Genomic DNA, 15,953 nt, shown 5'->3' with positions numbered 1-15,953 from the left:
TGCGTCCGGCCGGTCCTCCACCTGCCGGACATGTCGTCTACGAGGCCGCGCGCCGAGGCTGCCTGCCCGGTATCTTCAGATGTACCGCGTCTCCCCGCACCGACCAGTCCGTCGGGCGAAGAATGCGGCCTTCGGCGCGCACGGTGCCGTCCTCTTCGAAGACGACCCGGCCATAATCCGGATCGACGACGATCAGTGCGCCCTCTTCGTCGCGGCGGGCCGAAAGCGTGGCGAAACGCGCCTGCATGCCGTCAAGGCCACCCTCGCGCCCGATATCGGAGAGACGGACGATCCAGCGGCCCTTGCGGCCGGCCAGTCGCAGCTCGATATCCGTCGTCGGGCCTTGTTTCACCGGCTCCAGTGCGCCGTTGCCGATCAGCATCGCAATGCCGTTGCCGGAGCGGGCGAGCGCCAGATTGCCGTCGACCACCGTGTCGTCGAAGGCCTCGAGCGGGAACCAGGCATGGGTGAAATCCGGCTGGCCCTCATGGATCTCGAAATCGAGGATCGCCAGATCGCGATACTGATGCACGCGCGGCAGCGTTCCGCAGCCGCCCCAGAAGCTCGGCCGGCCATATCCGAATTGTATGGTCTCGCCGGGATGATTGATCCAGATCTGCGGTTCCGGCCGGTCGCCCAAGCGCAGATGCAGCACCGTCTCCTGATAGCCCCAGGCGCCGGGTCGATAATGGGCGATGGTGCCGAGCGCGGTGTCACGGGTCTTATAGTGATAGAGGGCGGCGAAACGGTTTTCGCCCTGGGAAAAGGTCCATTCCTGCGCGTCGTCGGACTGGTGCGCCGCAATCGCCGCAAGCGCTTCTGGAAAACGTAGGCCATGATCGCGAATGCAGACGGCAAGCTGTGGTAAAGCGTGGACACGCCGGCCGTACCAGCCGCGGCCCCAGAGCAGCCGGGCAATGGCGGAGAGTTCGACCGAGCGGCCGGGACGCAGCGTATGTTCATAGGAGCGACCCTGGCTGCCGGTCATCATGCCATGATGGGCCGAGCGGGCGACGATCTCCATCAGGCGGACGATGCTGGCGCTTGCCCGGTTGCGGATCGTCTCATCCGGCGCGCAGGCGGCCAGCGCCGTCAGCCCCTTGACGTCGATCGGGAAATAAGGAACGGAATTCCACTCGGCCATTTCCCAGCGCTCGAAATGATCAAGCCAGGCGCGGACACGCTCTTCGCCGACCTGCATCTGCTCGGCGCCGGTGCGGCCGGAGCGGACAAAGACGGCATCGGGGAAAAGCCTGCCGCCGAGATAGGCGGCCGTATGGAAGAGAAGAGCGTGGTTTTCGGAAAAATACCACTGAACGTCGTTGCCGGGCTCATCCATCCAGTAGCGGTAATTGAGGACGGCGTGCTCGATCCTGTCGCGCAGCTCAGGTGACAGCAGATCGCTCCAGCGCGTATAGGCAAAGAGAAGCGGCACCAGCACGAAATCGGCGCAGTCGTGGCAATCCTCGATGACGGGAAGCATCGCCGAGATCATCGCCTCGGTGTCCTCCCCGCCCTGCCCCAGCGCAAGACGCGCGAAAGCACAGACCGTATCGGGCTCGGAATGGGCGGCGACCTCGGCCAGCGCCTCGGCGACGCGGTCCTCTAGGGCGGCGGGCGCTTCCCCCTGGCGTTGGGGATGACAGATCTCGACGCCGAGCGTGCGACCGAGCGAAAGCTCGCCTGTTTTGAAGGTGATCCGGAAATGGCGGAAATCGGCGGGCATATCCGCCGAGGCGCCGAGTTCCAGCTTGGTTGCTCCCGCTTCCAGCTCGAAATCATAGTCGAAGCGTTCGCTCGACATGAAGTCGCCTTCGATCTCAACATGACAGTTCAGCGCCACCGGCAGCGGCACGGGGAAGAGGATCGCCACGTCTTCGCCGAGATAGGCGGTGCGGTCGAAGCGCATGCCTTCGAGGATGACCTCCAGCGCATCCGCATCGCCGGCGGCGATGGGAACGGGCACGGCGGCTTCAACTTCCGGTCCTTCGACATAATCCAGCTGGAAATAGAAGCGCGCGTCGCGCTCGGCGAGATCGTCGAAATAGACGCGGATCTCGTTGAGACCGGCCGTAAGCTCGACCTCAAACAGCTGCTCGGCTTCGAGATTGCGCTGGTAAGGCGCCATGAAACCCTGCTCACGGCCATTGACGAAGAGGATCGCGCCGCCGCAGGTCGACAGGCGCAGCGTCGCACGCCCCGTCGACCGGGCATCGAGGAAGGTGCGCGCCCAGCACCCGATGCGTGTCGGGCGGAACCAGAAGCCGGAGAGATCGACACGCGGGGAAGCAAAGGGAAGCCACCAGCGGATGGCTTCGAATTCGGCAGTCGGTTGCGGCCGCCGGCCGGAGAAGGATTTTTTGAACTCGGTGCGGCAGGGATATTCATGCGGGATGAAGTTCTTCGTCTTGGTGACGAAGAAAAACGGATCCATGCTGCCGTCCATCGGGCGGTCGGCGACGTCGTAGCGCTCCTGCCACAGATGGGCGAGCTGCCAGTAGACGATCGGGCTATCCTTCGCCGTTGCGCGGCGGAGATGGGATTGCTGCTCAGTGGTCATATTTCAGCCCGCCCTGGAACAGCTAGAGCATGATGTCGTCCGAAAACCGCTCACACTTTTCGGCATCATGCTCGATCCTTGAGACGCCGGGTAAAACGCCGACGCATGGATTGGCCCTCAAGCCGCATCTTCAAAGCCTCCCTGCTCTGCCGCTTGTCGCGGACTCCTCAGGCAACAATTGTGCATAGGCATTCCATTTGCGCAATCTGAAAGATTTTTGCATAGTAGCTCAGAGCGAGGAGATGGCATGGCGGCGGAAGAGAAAAAAGGCAGGCGCACGCGGCTCGACGACATTGCCGCCAGATGCGGCGTCTCGATCAGCACGGTGTCGCGTGCGCTGGCCGGCGAAAAGGGCGTCAGGCCGGAGATTCGCAAGCTGGTGCTGGAAACGGCAAGTGCGGTTAGCTACGCCCTGCCGGCAAGCGTTGCCGGCAAGAAGGTCATGCTCGTCGCCTCCGGCGCGGCAATGATCGACTATGTCCGCAACCAGTTCACCCTCTACGTGCTCGAAGGATTGAATGCGCGCGCGGCCGCCCTCGGCATCGAGGTGGCAATGCGCCCCGTCGCCGACAAGGGTGATGAAGCGCGCGTCGTCGCCGAGATGCGGGACGATCCGAGTTTCGGCGGCATGCTGATCCTGACCGTTGACGATGAGGATATGCTGGCGGAGGCCGCCAGCCTCGGAAAGCCTGTCGTTCTGGTCAACAGCGACGATCCCTATATGCGGCTTTCGAGTGTGACGCCCTGCAACCGCTCGGCCGCCTTCATTGCCGCAGAGCGGCTGATCAAGGCCGGGCATCAACGCATCCTGTTCATGCTGAGGCCGGGACGGCGAACGATCGAGCGGCGCCTGGAGGGCTGGCGCGATGCCCTGCAGCATCATGGGCTGACGGCCGACGCCGATCTGGTGCTCGAGGTCGACGACTGGCTACCGGAACTCGGCGCAGAAGCCGTCACCCGTGTTATCCGCGAAAAAGGCCTCACCTTCACCGCCATCCTGACGGCGGGCGACAGCCTTGCCAATGGCGCAGTGCGCGGATTGCAGGCGATGGGTTATGCAGTACCGCAGGACATCTCAGTTATGGGCATAGACGACCTGCCGCAATCGGCCTTTCTCAATCCGCCGCTCTCGACGGTGCATATTCCGATGCGCGAGCTCGGCGCCACCGCGCTCGATCTGCTGCGCGACATGATGCTCGGTCTTGCGGCCCCACGGCGGCGGGTCGAGCTTGCCTGCCATCTCGTCGAAAGGGGCAGCGTGGCGGCTGTCAGGCGCGTCCATGCCGTGACGGAGGGGCGCTGAACCCACACCACACGTTCGACGATATCAAGCCTCGATAAAGCTCGCCTCAAACAGTTCTCGCGCATAGGCATCATGGGTGGTGCCGGCCTGCAGATCCGCTCTGGTGAGTTCGTCGACGAAGCAACCATTCTTCATGATCAGCACCCGGTCGCACATATGGGCGATGACCGCGAGGTCGTGGCTGACAAGGAGATAGGTCAGGCCCTTTTCCTCGCGCTGATCGGCAAGCAGGTTGAGGATTTCGGCCTGGACCGAGACATCGAGCGCCGATGTCGGCTCGTCGAGCAACAGGATGGGCGGCGACAGGATCAGGGCCCGGGCGATTGCCACCCTCTGCCGCTGGCCGCCGGAAAGCTCATGCGGAAAACGGTTTGCGAAACTCGCCGGCAAACCCACCTGGATCAACGCCCTCTCGACCTTCGACCAGATATCCGAATGGCGCATGGCGCGCAGCGGCTCGGCCAAGGCGGTGCCGATACGATGGCGCGGATGCAGGGATCCGTATGGGTCCTGAAACACCATCTGAGCGAATTTCAGCTCTTCGCGGGAGCGCTTCTTGCCGATCGGTTTGGCGCCAAGCTCGATCTGGCCGGTCCAGCCGGCCTCCATGCCGGCGAGACACCGCAGCACCGTCGATTTGCCACATCCGGATTCACCGACAATGCCGAGCGTCTCCCCCTGGCCAACCTGAAAACTGATGCCCCTGACGACATGGTTGCTTGATTTGCCGGAGGCAAAGACGACATCGAGGTCACGCACATTGATCATTGCACCGTCTCCAGATCGAGTTTCGTCCTGTCGAGAACCGCAAGCCGGCGAACCGGATTCCTGGGGTCGGGCAGCGCAGCGATCAGCCCGCAAGTATAGGGATGGCGGGCGTCCTCGAGACGGGTAAGGGTCTCAACGATCCGGCCGGCATACATGACGATGATGCGCTCGCAAAAGGCTGCCACCATGCGAATGTCGTGGCTGATCAACAGCAGTCCGGAATTGTTCTCGCGCACCAGTTCATCGAGCAGCAGCAGCACGTCCTTGCGAACGCTGACATCGAGCGCCGAGGTCGGCTCGTCGGCGATGACGAGCTTCGGCCGCGCCAGCAACATCATGGCGATCATCACGCGCTGGCCCATGCCGCCCGATATCTGGTGGGGATAAAGCGCCATGACCCGGTCCGGATCGCTGATGCGCACGCGCTCCAGCATGGCGCGGGCCGCGTCAAAGGCCTGGCTCTTGCCAAGACCGAGGTGAAGGCGAGCGGCTTCGGCGATCTGCTTGCCGATCGACAGCACCGGATTCAGCGAATAACGCGGATCCTGCATGATCAAAGCGATATCCTTGCCGCGAAGCGCGCCCATCTGCCGCTCGCTCTTTAACAGCAGCGGATCGCCGCCGAGATCCAGACGTTCGGCGGTGACGACCGCCGCCGGCGGCAGCAGACCCATGATGGCGCGACCGGTCGTCGATTTGCCGGAACCGGATTCTCCGACGATGCCGACGCGTTCGCGCCCGACGTCGAAACTGACATTGGAGACGGCAGGCACGGCGCCTCGCCCGAAACGGACACTCAATCCCTCGACGGAAAGAACGGGCTGCCGATCACGATCTTGCATGGCGAGGATCCAGAATGTCGCGCAGAGCATCTCCGGCGATGTTGAAGGCAAGGCTGGTGAGGAGGATGGCGATACCCGGCATCACGGCAACCCACCAATAATCCAGCATGAACTTGCGGCCGCTGGAGATCATCGCGCCCCATTCCGGCGCCGGCGGCTGGGCGCCAAGCCCGAGGAAGCCAAGCGAAGCTGCCGTCAGAATGATGCCCGCCATGTTGAGCGTCAGGCGAACGATGACCGACGGGACGCACATCGGTGCGATATAGAGGAGAAGAATGCGCATCGGCGAGGCGCCATAAAGGCGGGCGGCGACCACATAATCGGCGTTTCTGACGACAAGCGCCTCGGCGCGCGCGAGCCGGGCAATCGGCGGCCATGCGGTCAGCGAGATCGCGATGATGGCCGTGGTCAAGCCGGCGCCGAGTGCCGCAGCAAAAGCCAGAGCCAGGATCAGCGACGGGAAGGACAGAACGATATCGGTGGCGCGCATCAGCAGCGCATCGATGCGTCCGCCGAAGAAGCCCGCGACAACGCCGATCAACAGGCCGATCGGGCCGACGATCAAGGAGATCGACAGCACGGTCTGGATGGTGATGCGCGTGCCGAAGATGAGGCGGCTCAAGATGTCGCGACCGAATTCGTCCGTGCCGGCCAGATGCGCGAGGCTCGGCGGCTGCAAGGCATCGCCAAGCGCCTGTATCGCCGGATCGTAGGGCGCCAGGAGCGGCGCGAAGATTGCGATCAAGCAAAGCAGACCGAGGATGACGAACCCTCCAAGACCAAGCGGCTCGGCCGCCAATTTGCGGCCGGCGCGCGCAAACGACGCCGCGATACGGGTCGACACACTTGGAGGGCGGATCTGAATCTCGCTGCGAATAACGTCGCTCATCGGGCCGCCTCCCGCATGCGCGGATCAAAGACGGCGTAAGCGACGTCGGCCAGGAAGTTCAACAACATGAAAATGAATCCCACAATGATGGTGGCGGCGACGATGGCGTTCATGTCGCCGATCATCAGCGCGTTCGTCATGTACTGGCCAATGCCCGGCCAGGAGAAAACGATCTCGGTCACGACAGCGCCTTCGAGCAGACCGCCATAGGAAATGGCAAGGATAGTGATCAGTTGCACCGCAATGTTCGGCAGGACGTGGTGCCAGATCGTGCCGAGCGGGCTTACACCCTTGGCTCGGGCCGCAATGACATAATCCTGGCTCAACTGCTCCAGGGTGAAGCTGCGTGTCATGCGGGTGATGTAGGCCATCGCAGCATAGGCGAGGATGACGGCCGGCAGAATGATATGGCCGAGCGCATTCCAGAAGATTTCCGTCTCGCCCTGCAACAGGCTGTCGACCAGCAAGAGGCCGGTTCTCGGCGTGACGAGGCCTTCGTAGAAGACATCGATCCTGCCCGGGCCGCCGACCCAATTGAGGCCGGCATAGAAGATGACCAGCCCGACGATGCCGAACCAGAAGACCGGGATCGAATGGCCGACGAGCGCCACCACCCGCGCCGTCTTGTCGATGAAGCTGTCGCGAAAGAGGGCCGCGACAAGCCCGAGCGGGACACCGACGAAGGTCGAAATGATCACCGCCAGCGTCGCGAGTTCGAATGTTGCCGGAAACGCCTGGGCAAGGTCCGAAGAGACGGGATTGCCGGTGAGGACGGCCGTGCCGAAATCACCATGCGCCAGCCCGTTCAGATAGAGGAAAAACTGCTGGTAGATCGGCAGGTCGAGGCCGAGACGCGCCCGCATCGCCGCATAGGCGGCGGGATCGGCGAGCTCGCCGACAATCGCGCCGACCGGATCGTTGGGCAAGATGCGGCCGATCACGAAGGTTACACAGAGGAGGATGAACAGGCTGACCAGCAAATGCGCCAGGCGTCGGCCAAATTCGGCTACGGAGAGTTCCTTCATGATCGGCTTGCCCTGGGAGTCTTACTGGGTTTCTACCTTGGTCACGCTCTCGAGACGCGTCAGCTGAGACGGATGCCCGATATATCCCTGCACCTTGCTGTTGAGGACGATCGGCTCAAAGCGCTCGAACAGCGGCAGCACGGCCGGCTTCTGATCCACGAACATTTTCTGCATCTGGACGTAGAGTTCGCCGCGCTTCTTGGCGTCCGGCTCCATCGATGCTTTCGCCGTCAGGGCCGTCAGTTCGGGAATGTCCCAGGCCGAGCGCCAGACGAAGTTGCCGGCATTGTTGGCTTCCTTCGAGTTATCGGGATTGGAGGAAAACTGCTCCATCGAGCCGAGCACGTTCGGCATGTAGGCGCTGGTCTGGGGGATCAGCAGATCGAAATCCCTGGCGCGATGGGCGGCAATGATTTCCGAGCCGTTGCCCTGCTGGATGTCGATCTTGATGCCGACCTGAGCAAGCGATGCCTGGATGGCGGTGGCAAGATCGATACGCGGCGTCTGCGCAATGGTCTTCAGCGTCAGCGAGAAGCCGTCCTTGAAGCCGGCCTCGCTCAACAGCTGCTTGGACTTTTCGACGTCGAGATGCCAATCGGGGTTCGGGATGGCATATTCGAAATTCTCCGGAACGGGAACGTTTCTCGCCCGGCCGTAAGGACCCATGATGGTCTTTTCGATGCCCTTGTAATCGATGCCGTAGGCGATGGCCTCGCGGACCTTCGGGTTGGAGAGGTACTGGTTGCCGACATTCATCGACAGCACGTAGAAACCGCCCGTCGGAATACGCTGGATGGCAAAGCCTTGCTTGTCCTTGAACGTCGCGAGATCGGATGCCGTCAGCGCGCTGGCAATATCGATATCGCCGCGCTCGAGCATCAGCCGCTCGACCTGGCTTTCCGGCACATGGCGGACGATGACGCGCTTCATCTTCGGCGCGCCGGTCATATAGTCTTTGTTGGCATCGAGAATGACAAGCTCGTTCGGAGACCAGCGATTGAGGGTGAACGGACCGGAGCCGGCCGAATGCGTCCGCATCCAGGCGTTTCCATAGTCATTGTCGACGGCGTGTTTCTCGACCTCGACGCTGTCGACCACGCTGGTGGTGGTCGTCGTCAGCCGGTAGAGCAGAAGCTCTGCCGTCACCTGGTCGGAGAGATCGATCCGCACCGTCTGATCGTCCACCGCCGTGACAAGCTTTTCGACATTGTTCTTGTCGTAGCCGACGCGCTTGAGGTTGGCGGCGGCAGCCTGATCCATCTTCAGGAGCCGGGCCAGCGAATAGACCACGTCCTTCGAGGTGACCGGATTGCCGGAGGCGAAATTGGCCTTGCGCAGCGTGAATGTGATGCCCTTGTCGTCAATTTTCCAGCTTTCCGCCAGCTGCGGAAGGATCTTGCCATCCGCCGTACTGGCGACCAGCCGGTCGTAAAGGTTCGACATGATCTCGACCGCTTTGCCTTCGGTCGCCTGCTGCGGATCCAGCGACAAAACCTGCGCCAGCGATGTGCCCACAACCAGCTGGTCCTGCGGTGTCGCAGCTTGCAGCTGCGGCGCTGCGACCGTCAGGGCGCCCATGACCGCGCCGACGAATAAGCCCTTAGAAAAATGCTTCATTGTAACTCCTCCCTGGATTACTATAAGAGACATATTATGTCGTCCGTATGTCGTATTATGATTTAACGAGATCGAATATGATTTGCAAGAGCCGAACGGAAGACGTGATGCAGAGGGATGGGGAACGGACATGACGACACTCAGCCGCGGCCGGCAAAGACTGGCACAGCAGGTCATCGATCAGCTGCGGGCGCAAATCGAAACGGGGAAGCTGCGTGTCGGCGACCAGCTGCCGACCGAGCCGCAGTTGGAAGCCACCTTCGGCGTCAGCCGCACCGTGGTGCGCGAGGCAATTGCCGATCTGCGGTCGGCGGGCTTCGTCAAACCGATCCAGGGCAAAGGCGTCTTTGTCGCCGACCCGAAGGTTCATTCCGACCTGTCGCTGACGCCGGTGGAAATCAAAAGCATCCCGGAAACCCTGGAATTGCTGGAGTTTCGCATGGCGGCCGAAGGTGAAGCGGCGGCGATTGCCGCCTATCGCCGCACCGCCGAGCAGGAGGCGGCGATCCGCGAAGCCAACCGCAGAATGGCACAGCTGATCGAGACCGGACAGCAGACGGTGGAGGCGGATTACGCTTTCCACATGGCGATTGCCGCCGCCACGAACAACCGATTCTATGTCGATGTTCTCCGCCATTTCGGCCCCCGAGCCATCCCCCGCGGCCAGTTTCCGACGCTGCCTGAGGCCAATGACCGGGATTATCTGCAAAAGGTCTATGCCGAACATGTGGAAATCCTGTCGGCGATCGCCGACCAGGATCCGGAACGCGCCCGCCAGGCGATGCGGGCGCATATGATGGCCAGCCAACGGCGTTACCGCATGCTCGCCGAGCAGCAATAGGGCTCGACACCTTCCAAAATTCATATTATGTCATATGACACTGTTGGATTTGGAAAGAGACTCAAATGTATCTGGGAACACAGGTCGCGGCGCGGGATGACGACGATTATCGTATCTTCGCGCAACTGGGTGTGAAGCATATCAACGCCGACCCGCCGGGAAAACCGAGCAGTTGGACGCTTTCCGACCTCGAGCGCCATCGCGACAAGGTCGAAAGCTTCGGCCTGATCCTCGACATGATCCAGTTGCCCCTGCCCTCGCAGCCGATCGAGAAGGCTTCCTATCCCGATATCCTGCTCGCCGGCCCCGAGCGCGACAGGCAGATCGACGCCGTCTGCAAGCTGATCGAGAATGCGGCGGCAGCCGGCATTCCGGCCGTCAAATATAATCTCAATCTGATCGGCATTCCCCGCACGCCGGATGAACCGGGGCGCGGCGGATCGATGAATGCCAGCTTCCGCTGGGACAAGACGGATCAGCGGGCCGAACCAGGTCTGGCCGGCGTGCTCTCCGAAGACGAAAACTGGGAACGGATCGACTATTTCCTCGAGCGCGTCGTTCCGGTCGCCGCAAGCAACCGCGTCAGGCTCGCCTGCCACCCGCACGATCCCTATACGCCGCCCGGCTATCGCGGCGTCACGCGGGTGCTCGGCACGGTGGAAGGCCTGAAGAAATTCGTGCTGATGCACGAAAACCCCTATCACGGCCTCAATTTCTGCCAGGGCTCGATCGGCGAGATGCTCGAAAATCCCGGCAAGGAGATCGACGATGTCATTCGCTGGTTCGGCGAGCGCGGCAAGATCTTCAATGTTCACTTCCGCAACATTCGCGGCGGCAAGCTTTCCTTCATGGAGACCTTCCCCGAGGAAGGCGACATGGACATGGTCCGCTCGGCCAGGATCTACAAGGAGGTGGGCTTCAAATACATGCTGATGCCCGACCACGTGCCGACCGTCAGCGGCAAGGATCCAACCGCCACCGCATTTGCCTTCTGCTACGGCTATATCGCCGCCCTTCTGCAGGTGCTGGAAAGCGCCTGACACGGTCTTCAACACGCAAAGAATAGGACTTCATGGATGAACCCGATTGAACTGAAGAAGGCCGTTGGTAGTGGTCTCCTCTCGTTTCCGGTCACGCATTTCGACGATCAGCTCAAATTCGACGAAGCGAAGTACCGCCGCCATGTCGAGTGGCTTGCCGGTTATGACGCCGCCGCACTGTTTGCCGCCGGTGGCACCGGGGAGTTTTTCTCCCTCAATCCTGCCGAGATTCCGCAGGTCGTCCGGGCCGCCAAGGCGTCGGCCGGCAAGACGCCGATCATCTCTGGAACCGGCTACGGCACATCGCTCGCCATCGAGATCGCACAGGCGGCCGAGAAGGCCGGCGCGGACGGACTATTGCTGCTGCCGCCCTATCTGATGTTTGCCGAGCAGGCCGGCCTGATCGCCCACGTCAAGGCGGTCTGCCAATCGGTCGGCATCGGCGTCATCGTCTATAATCGCGACAACGCCATTCTTTCGGCCGAAAGCATTGCGCGCCTGGCGGAGGAATGCCCGAACCTGATCGGCTTCAAGGACGGCGTCGGCGATGTCGACAAGGTGATCGAGATCACCACGCTGCTCGCCGACCGTCTGGTCTATGTCGGCGGCATGCCGACCCATGAGGTCTATGCCCAGGCCTATTTTGCTGCCGGCGTGACGACCTACTCCTCGGCCGTCTTCAACTTCGTCCCTGCGCTGGCCCAGCGCTTTTATGGCGCCTTGCGCACCGGCGATCAGGCGACCGTCGACCAGATCCTCAAGGGCTTCTTCTTCCCCTTCGTCGCCTTGCGCAACCGCAAGAAGGGATATGCCGTCTCGATCATCAAGGCCGGGCTTCGTGTCCTCGGGCAAAACCCAGGCCCCGTGCGCCCGCCTCTGACGGATCTTACCCAGGACGAGCTGGCGCTGCTGGAAAAGATCGTCCAGGCAAACGGCGTCACACGGATCGCGGCGGAATAATATATCGCCGCAGTAGGCCGCCGGGGTGGCCCGGCGGCTGTCCGGTTCGCACCAATCGACATCTGTCGATGTAGGAACCTCAGCTCTTGCAACGGATAGAACCCCATTTTCTCCAAATAGCTGCTTTCAGTCCTCCAGAATGCCGGCGATCCTAACCAAATCTGCCACTGACGATGCGCGCATTTTCCGCATCATGTGGCCGCGGTGAAGCTTTACGGTCGCCTCGGCGAGCTGAACCTCAGCCGCAATCTGCTTGTTCAGTTTCCCGGCGACTACCAATGCCATGATCTGGCGCTCACGCTCGGTAAGCTTGGAATACCTCAAGCGTAACCCAGCCGTTTGGTTAGCCTCTTTGCGTCGAGCCTCATCATCCGCCAAAGCGCGGTTTACCGCCTCCAGTAAGTCCTGTTCGCGCACGGGCTTGGTCAGGACATCAATAGCTCCGGCTTTCATCGCGCGGACCGCCATCGCGACATCGACATGGGCGCTGATCAGCACCACCGACCTTGGATGTCGGCTTTTCGCCAGAGCTTCTTGAAACTCCAGACCGCTCTGGCCTGGCAGACGAATATCCAGAACAATACAACCTGCCCCGTCTGGATCATCAGCAGAAAGGAACTCCGGCACCGAGCCATGGGTTTCAGTGGCAAGCCCTACGGATTGGAACAATCCCCTCAAAGCTTCGCGGACGCTTTCGTCGTCATCTATGATGATGACGGTCGGCGGGCCTCTTTTGCGATCATCGATCATAGTCGGCTGTGACCTCCGCCATGGGCAATGTAAACGTAAACACCGTACCAACCCGACTGTCTGCCGCCGAAGCCGAAATCCGGCCGCCATGGGCTTCAATAATGGAGCGGCATATGGAAAGTCCCATCCCGATACCGTCGGCCTTCGTGCTGTAAAATGCTTCGAACACTCGGTCCAACTCTTCGGGAGGCACACCGCGCCCCGAGTCCGAGACACTCACTCTCACGAAACGCTGCTCGTCCTCGGTGCATCTGATCCTGATACGTCTTTCGCTTGAATCAGCGGTCATCGCTTCGGCGCTGTTCATGACCAAGTTTAGAACTACCTGTTGCAGCTGAGTTCGATCTCCAATGACCTCCAGAGACCATTTCGGAAGATCGAGATCGAGTTCGATCTCTCGGTGACGAAGTTCCCCTCTCAAAAGATCCAGCACATCGCGCAAGGCGCCCTTCAAGTCAGTTTGCTCCATCCGGGCTGGTGACTTCTGAGCCAGTGCTCTGATACTCGCGATGATGTCGCCGGCGCGATGACCATCCTTGACGATCCTCTCCGCCGCGAGCCGGGCCTGTTCGATATCGGTATGTCCCGGTTGCAGCCAGCGCAGACATGTGCCGGCATTCGTGACGATTGCCATCAGCGGCTGGTTGACTTCATGGGCAATCGAAACGGCAAGTTCACCTGTGGCCGTCATCCGGGTCACATGCGCGAGGTCACTCTGGCTTTGCCGCAAGGACTCCTCCGCCCGTTTACGATCCTCGATATCCACGACGACGCCGTACCATCTCACAACATTTCCATCTGAATCCAGAAGGGGACTTTGCCGAAGGTTAAACCACCGATATTCGCCATCGGCGCGTCTGATACGGGCGTCTACCGGGCGGCTTTTTTTTGAGGCTACGATATCGTCCCAAGCCATACGCATCGGCTCGACATCATCAGGATGAAACATGCGATAAAAGCCGAAGCCGACAATCTCTTCAAAAGGTAGACCGACATAATCGATCAAATTTCGATTAAAATATTCAAGCTGGCCGTCCGAGGTGCAGGACCACGCCATGGCGGGTATCGTGTTGATGATAAGACTGAGCTTGTGTTCACTTTCTCTGAGCGCAGCTTCGCTTTCCCGAAGAGCATTCTCCGCACGTTGCAGGTCTTCGATATCGATGTTGACACCGAACCAACGAACGACGCCGTTGGCATCGACTAGCTTTCGCCCTGAGAAGTAAAACCAACGGTATTTTCCGTCTGCTCCGCGAATGCGTCCTTTCAAAACAGTGTGGTCGGAATGCTCAAGGTCTCTCTTCCAGATGTCCACCATACCGGGAATATCGTCCGGGTGATAAAGCTCCAGGAAGCCCCAGTCGAGAATTTGGTCAGCAGGACGGCCTGCATAGTCCAGCCAGCTTTTATTGACAAAATCGGCGCTGCCATCCGGTCGCGCTGACCATACGAGAACAGGCAGCGAATTGATGATAAGGCTAAGGTTCTGCTCGCTGGCCGCAAGTGCGGTCTTCGTTTCCTTCAATGCGTTTTCGGCCTGTTTGCGGTCTTCGATATCGAGGACCACACCATACCATCTCAAGACAGTTCCTTCGGCATCGAGCCGCGGCTTCTGCCGAAGCGTGCACCAACGATATTGGCCATCTGCGCGCCTGAGCCTGCCCACGACCTCTCTGGCATGCTTCGAGGCCATGATGTCATGCCATTCCGAAGCAAGATGTGACGTATCGTCGGGATGAAATAGCTTATAGAATCCCACTCCAGAGATTTCCTCAAGTGGCGCTCCGATAAACTCGAGAAAGTGCTGGTTGGCAAAATCGAGCATGCCTTCCGACGTTGCGGACCACACCATGGCGGGGATCAGATCAATAATGGGATCGGTTTCCGGCTCTCGTTCCACCGCACTCTCCGTTCAGAGTTTGAGACGTGCCGGAGCCTAGAAGTTCCGACTCAATGTCAGGAAATAGAGAAGGGTGGCCAATCGTCCGCCGGAAATAGTTACGGGATTTCCAGGCGTTGCGTAAGGACAAATCGATATACGAAGGTCTATGGTTGCAATGCCATCGTCTAGCTGCACGTGACCTAGATCGCAATTGAGAGCGATTAGAAACCCGCTTACTCCTACACATAGGCCCTTGATGAATGGCGACGCCGGCAGGCCCGTCCTCGCCTTCACATCGAACGTGCATTGAAATTCTACATCACCGCCATTTCCTGGCCCGGAGCACAGCCTCCGGTGACCTTGTTTATCGCGACGGCGTTTACTCAGGCTGAACGGCCCAAAGCAGCCCTCACTCGAAACCAATTTTCGTTTTATCTCGACTTATGGGGAGACTATCATGCGTAGTTTGATTATGTGCCTGATGTTGGCGACCGCCAGCATGACCGCGGCAACAATGGCAAGCGCGCTTCCTGCGCACGCCGCGACGGGCGTCCGCGAAACTCCGGTTCCCATCCACTACCGAACTGCGAAAATCGAGGACCTCGATATCTTCTACCGGGAAGCCGGTCCGGCCGACGCTCCGGTCGTGCTGCTGCTCCATGGTTTTCCGACGTCCTCCCACATGTTCCGCAATCTGATCCCGCTCCTTGCAGACCGATACCACGTCATCGCGCCGGACTATCCGGGCTATGGACAAAGTGCATCTCCCGATCGTAGCAAATTTGCCTATACGTTTGCCGGGGTCGCCGATATCGTCGACCAGTTGCTGGATCATTTGGCGGTCAAAAGCTACGCGATGTACGTCATGGATTATGGTGCACCGGTGGGATACCGCCTGGCGCTGAAACATCCGGAACGGGTGAGTGCGCTGATCATCCAGAACGGCAACGCCTATGATGAAGGGCTGAAGGAATTTTGGGATCCCATCAAGACCTACTGGTCCGATGGGTCAGAGAAGAGCCGTGAGGCGCTCTCCGGTCTGGTCACGCTCGAAACGACCAAGTTCCAGTATACCGATGGCATGGAAGACGTGTCGCGCATCAGCCCTGACAACTGGGTTCACGACCAGGCTCTTCTGGACCGGCCAGGCAACAAGGATATCCAGCTCGATATGTTGTATGATTATCGCACCAACGTGCCGCTTTACCCTGCGTTCCAAAGTTTCTTTCGTGAACGCAACCCGCCCTCGCTCATCGTCTGGGGCAAGAACGATTATATCTTTCCTGAGGCCGGCGCTCATCCTTATCTCACGGATCTTCCGGATGCCGAAATTCATATCCTGAACTCAGGTCACTTCCTGCTCGAAGAAAAGCTGGACGTCGCTGCTCCGCTAATCAACGACTTCCTGGATCGCAACGTCGCAAAGAAGTGACCATCAGGCATGGTTGCCGGCGGTGCGACCAAGGTTCTACCAAG

Annotated in this window: 13 protein-coding genes; 5 read left to right on the top strand and 8 right to left on the bottom strand. The window is 60.3% G+C overall.

All coding sequences use genetic code 11. The features are described 5' to 3' along the window. Positions 1 to 37 precede the first annotated feature (37 nt). Positions 38 to 2,560, bottom strand: coding sequence for a hypothetical protein (locus PO860_RS08730; RefSeq protein ID WP_273885005.1), 2,523 nt, complete (start codon positions 2,558 to 2,560; stop codon positions 38 to 40). A 247-nt stretch (positions 2,561 to 2,807) separates the two neighbouring features. Here PO860_RS08730 and PO860_RS08725 point away from each other — a divergent pair, with 247 nt between their 5' ends. Next, positions 2,808 to 3,863: a LacI family DNA-binding transcriptional regulator gene (locus PO860_RS08725; RefSeq protein WP_272782612.1), complete on the top strand. Its 1,056-nt coding sequence runs from the start codon at positions 2,808 to 2,810 to the stop codon at positions 3,861 to 3,863. A gap of 24 nt (positions 3,864 to 3,887) precedes the next feature. Here PO860_RS08725 and PO860_RS08720 read toward each other — a convergent pair whose 3' ends face one another. Genes PO860_RS08720 through PO860_RS08700 form a run of 5 tightly spaced genes read right to left on the bottom strand, consistent with a single transcriptional unit; the run spans position 3,888 to position 9,004 of the window. Next, positions 3,888 to 4,631, bottom strand: a complete 744-nt coding sequence (locus PO860_RS08720; RefSeq protein WP_183607393.1) for an ABC transporter ATP-binding protein — start codon at positions 4,629 to 4,631, stop codon at positions 3,888 to 3,890. Further along, a complete protein-coding gene (locus tag PO860_RS08715) occupies positions 4,628 to 5,473 on the bottom strand; it encodes an ABC transporter ATP-binding protein (protein ID WP_273885006.1) in 846 nt (281 codons plus the stop codon). The genes PO860_RS08720 and PO860_RS08715 overlap by 4 nt, the downstream gene beginning before the upstream one ends. Further along, positions 5,460 to 6,362 carry an ABC transporter permease gene (locus tag PO860_RS08710; RefSeq protein ID WP_130686386.1) on the bottom strand — a complete coding sequence of 301 codons (903 nt, stop codon included), beginning with the start codon at positions 6,360 to 6,362 and terminating at the stop codon, positions 5,460 to 5,462. Before PO860_RS08710 ends, PO860_RS08715 begins: the two co-directional genes overlap by 14 nt. Continuing rightward, positions 6,359 to 7,387 carry an ABC transporter permease gene (locus tag PO860_RS08705; protein ID WP_272782614.1) on the bottom strand — a complete coding sequence of 343 codons (1,029 nt, stop codon included), beginning with the start codon at positions 7,385 to 7,387 and terminating at the stop codon, positions 6,359 to 6,361. Before PO860_RS08705 ends, PO860_RS08710 begins: the two co-directional genes overlap by 4 nt. Before the next feature lie 21 nt (positions 7,388 to 7,408). Continuing rightward, the gene (locus PO860_RS08700) at positions 7,409 to 9,004 is read right to left on the bottom strand and encodes an ABC transporter substrate-binding protein (RefSeq protein WP_183607397.1); all 1,596 of its coding nucleotides are present in this window, start codon (positions 9,002 to 9,004) and stop codon (positions 7,409 to 7,411) included. A gap of 130 nt (positions 9,005 to 9,134) precedes the next feature. Between PO860_RS08700 and PO860_RS08695 the strand changes: the two genes are divergently transcribed. The 3 genes from PO860_RS08695 to kdgD all read left to right on the top strand — a co-directional run bounded on the left by PO860_RS08695 (position 9,135) and on the right by kdgD (position 11,845). After that, a complete protein-coding gene (locus tag PO860_RS08695) occupies positions 9,135 to 9,845 on the top strand; it encodes a FadR/GntR family transcriptional regulator (RefSeq protein ID WP_183607398.1) in 711 nt (236 codons plus the stop codon). A 65-nt stretch (positions 9,846 to 9,910) separates the two neighbouring features. Then, complete coding sequence (locus PO860_RS08690) at positions 9,911 to 10,885, top strand: mannonate dehydratase (RefSeq protein WP_272782616.1); 975 nt, start codon at positions 9,911 to 9,913, stop codon at positions 10,883 to 10,885. A gap of 36 nt (positions 10,886 to 10,921) precedes the next feature. Next, complete coding sequence (gene kdgD / locus PO860_RS08685; protein ID WP_275038247.1) at positions 10,922 to 11,845, top strand: 5-dehydro-4-deoxyglucarate dehydratase; 924 nt, start codon at positions 10,922 to 10,924, stop codon at positions 11,843 to 11,845. A gap of 126 nt (positions 11,846 to 11,971) precedes the next feature. Here kdgD and PO860_RS08680 read toward each other — a convergent pair whose 3' ends face one another. Then, on the bottom strand, positions 11,972 to 12,595 hold the full coding sequence (locus PO860_RS08680; RefSeq protein WP_273885008.1) for a response regulator transcription factor: 624 nt from the start codon (positions 12,593 to 12,595) through the stop codon (positions 11,972 to 11,974). After that, positions 12,585 to 14,495 (bottom strand): PAS domain-containing sensor histidine kinase, encoded by a 1,911-nt coding sequence (locus PO860_RS08675; RefSeq protein WP_273885009.1) that lies wholly within the window; start codon positions 14,493 to 14,495, stop codon positions 12,585 to 12,587. Before PO860_RS08675 ends, PO860_RS08680 begins: the two co-directional genes overlap by 11 nt. Positions 14,496 to 14,934: 439 nt before the next feature. Here PO860_RS08675 and PO860_RS08670 point away from each other — a divergent pair, with 439 nt between their 5' ends. After that, complete coding sequence (locus tag PO860_RS08670) at positions 14,935 to 15,909, top strand: alpha/beta fold hydrolase (RefSeq protein ID WP_273885010.1); 975 nt, start codon at positions 14,935 to 14,937, stop codon at positions 15,907 to 15,909. The last annotated feature ends 44 nt before the right edge of the window (positions 15,910 to 15,953 follow it).

This window comes from Rhizobium binxianense, assembly GCF_028994275.1.
GTDB classification, from domain to species: domain Bacteria; phylum Pseudomonadota; class Alphaproteobacteria; order Rhizobiales; family Rhizobiaceae; genus Rhizobium; species Rhizobium binxianense.
This window is presented reverse-complemented; position numbering and strand designations above follow the sequence as displayed.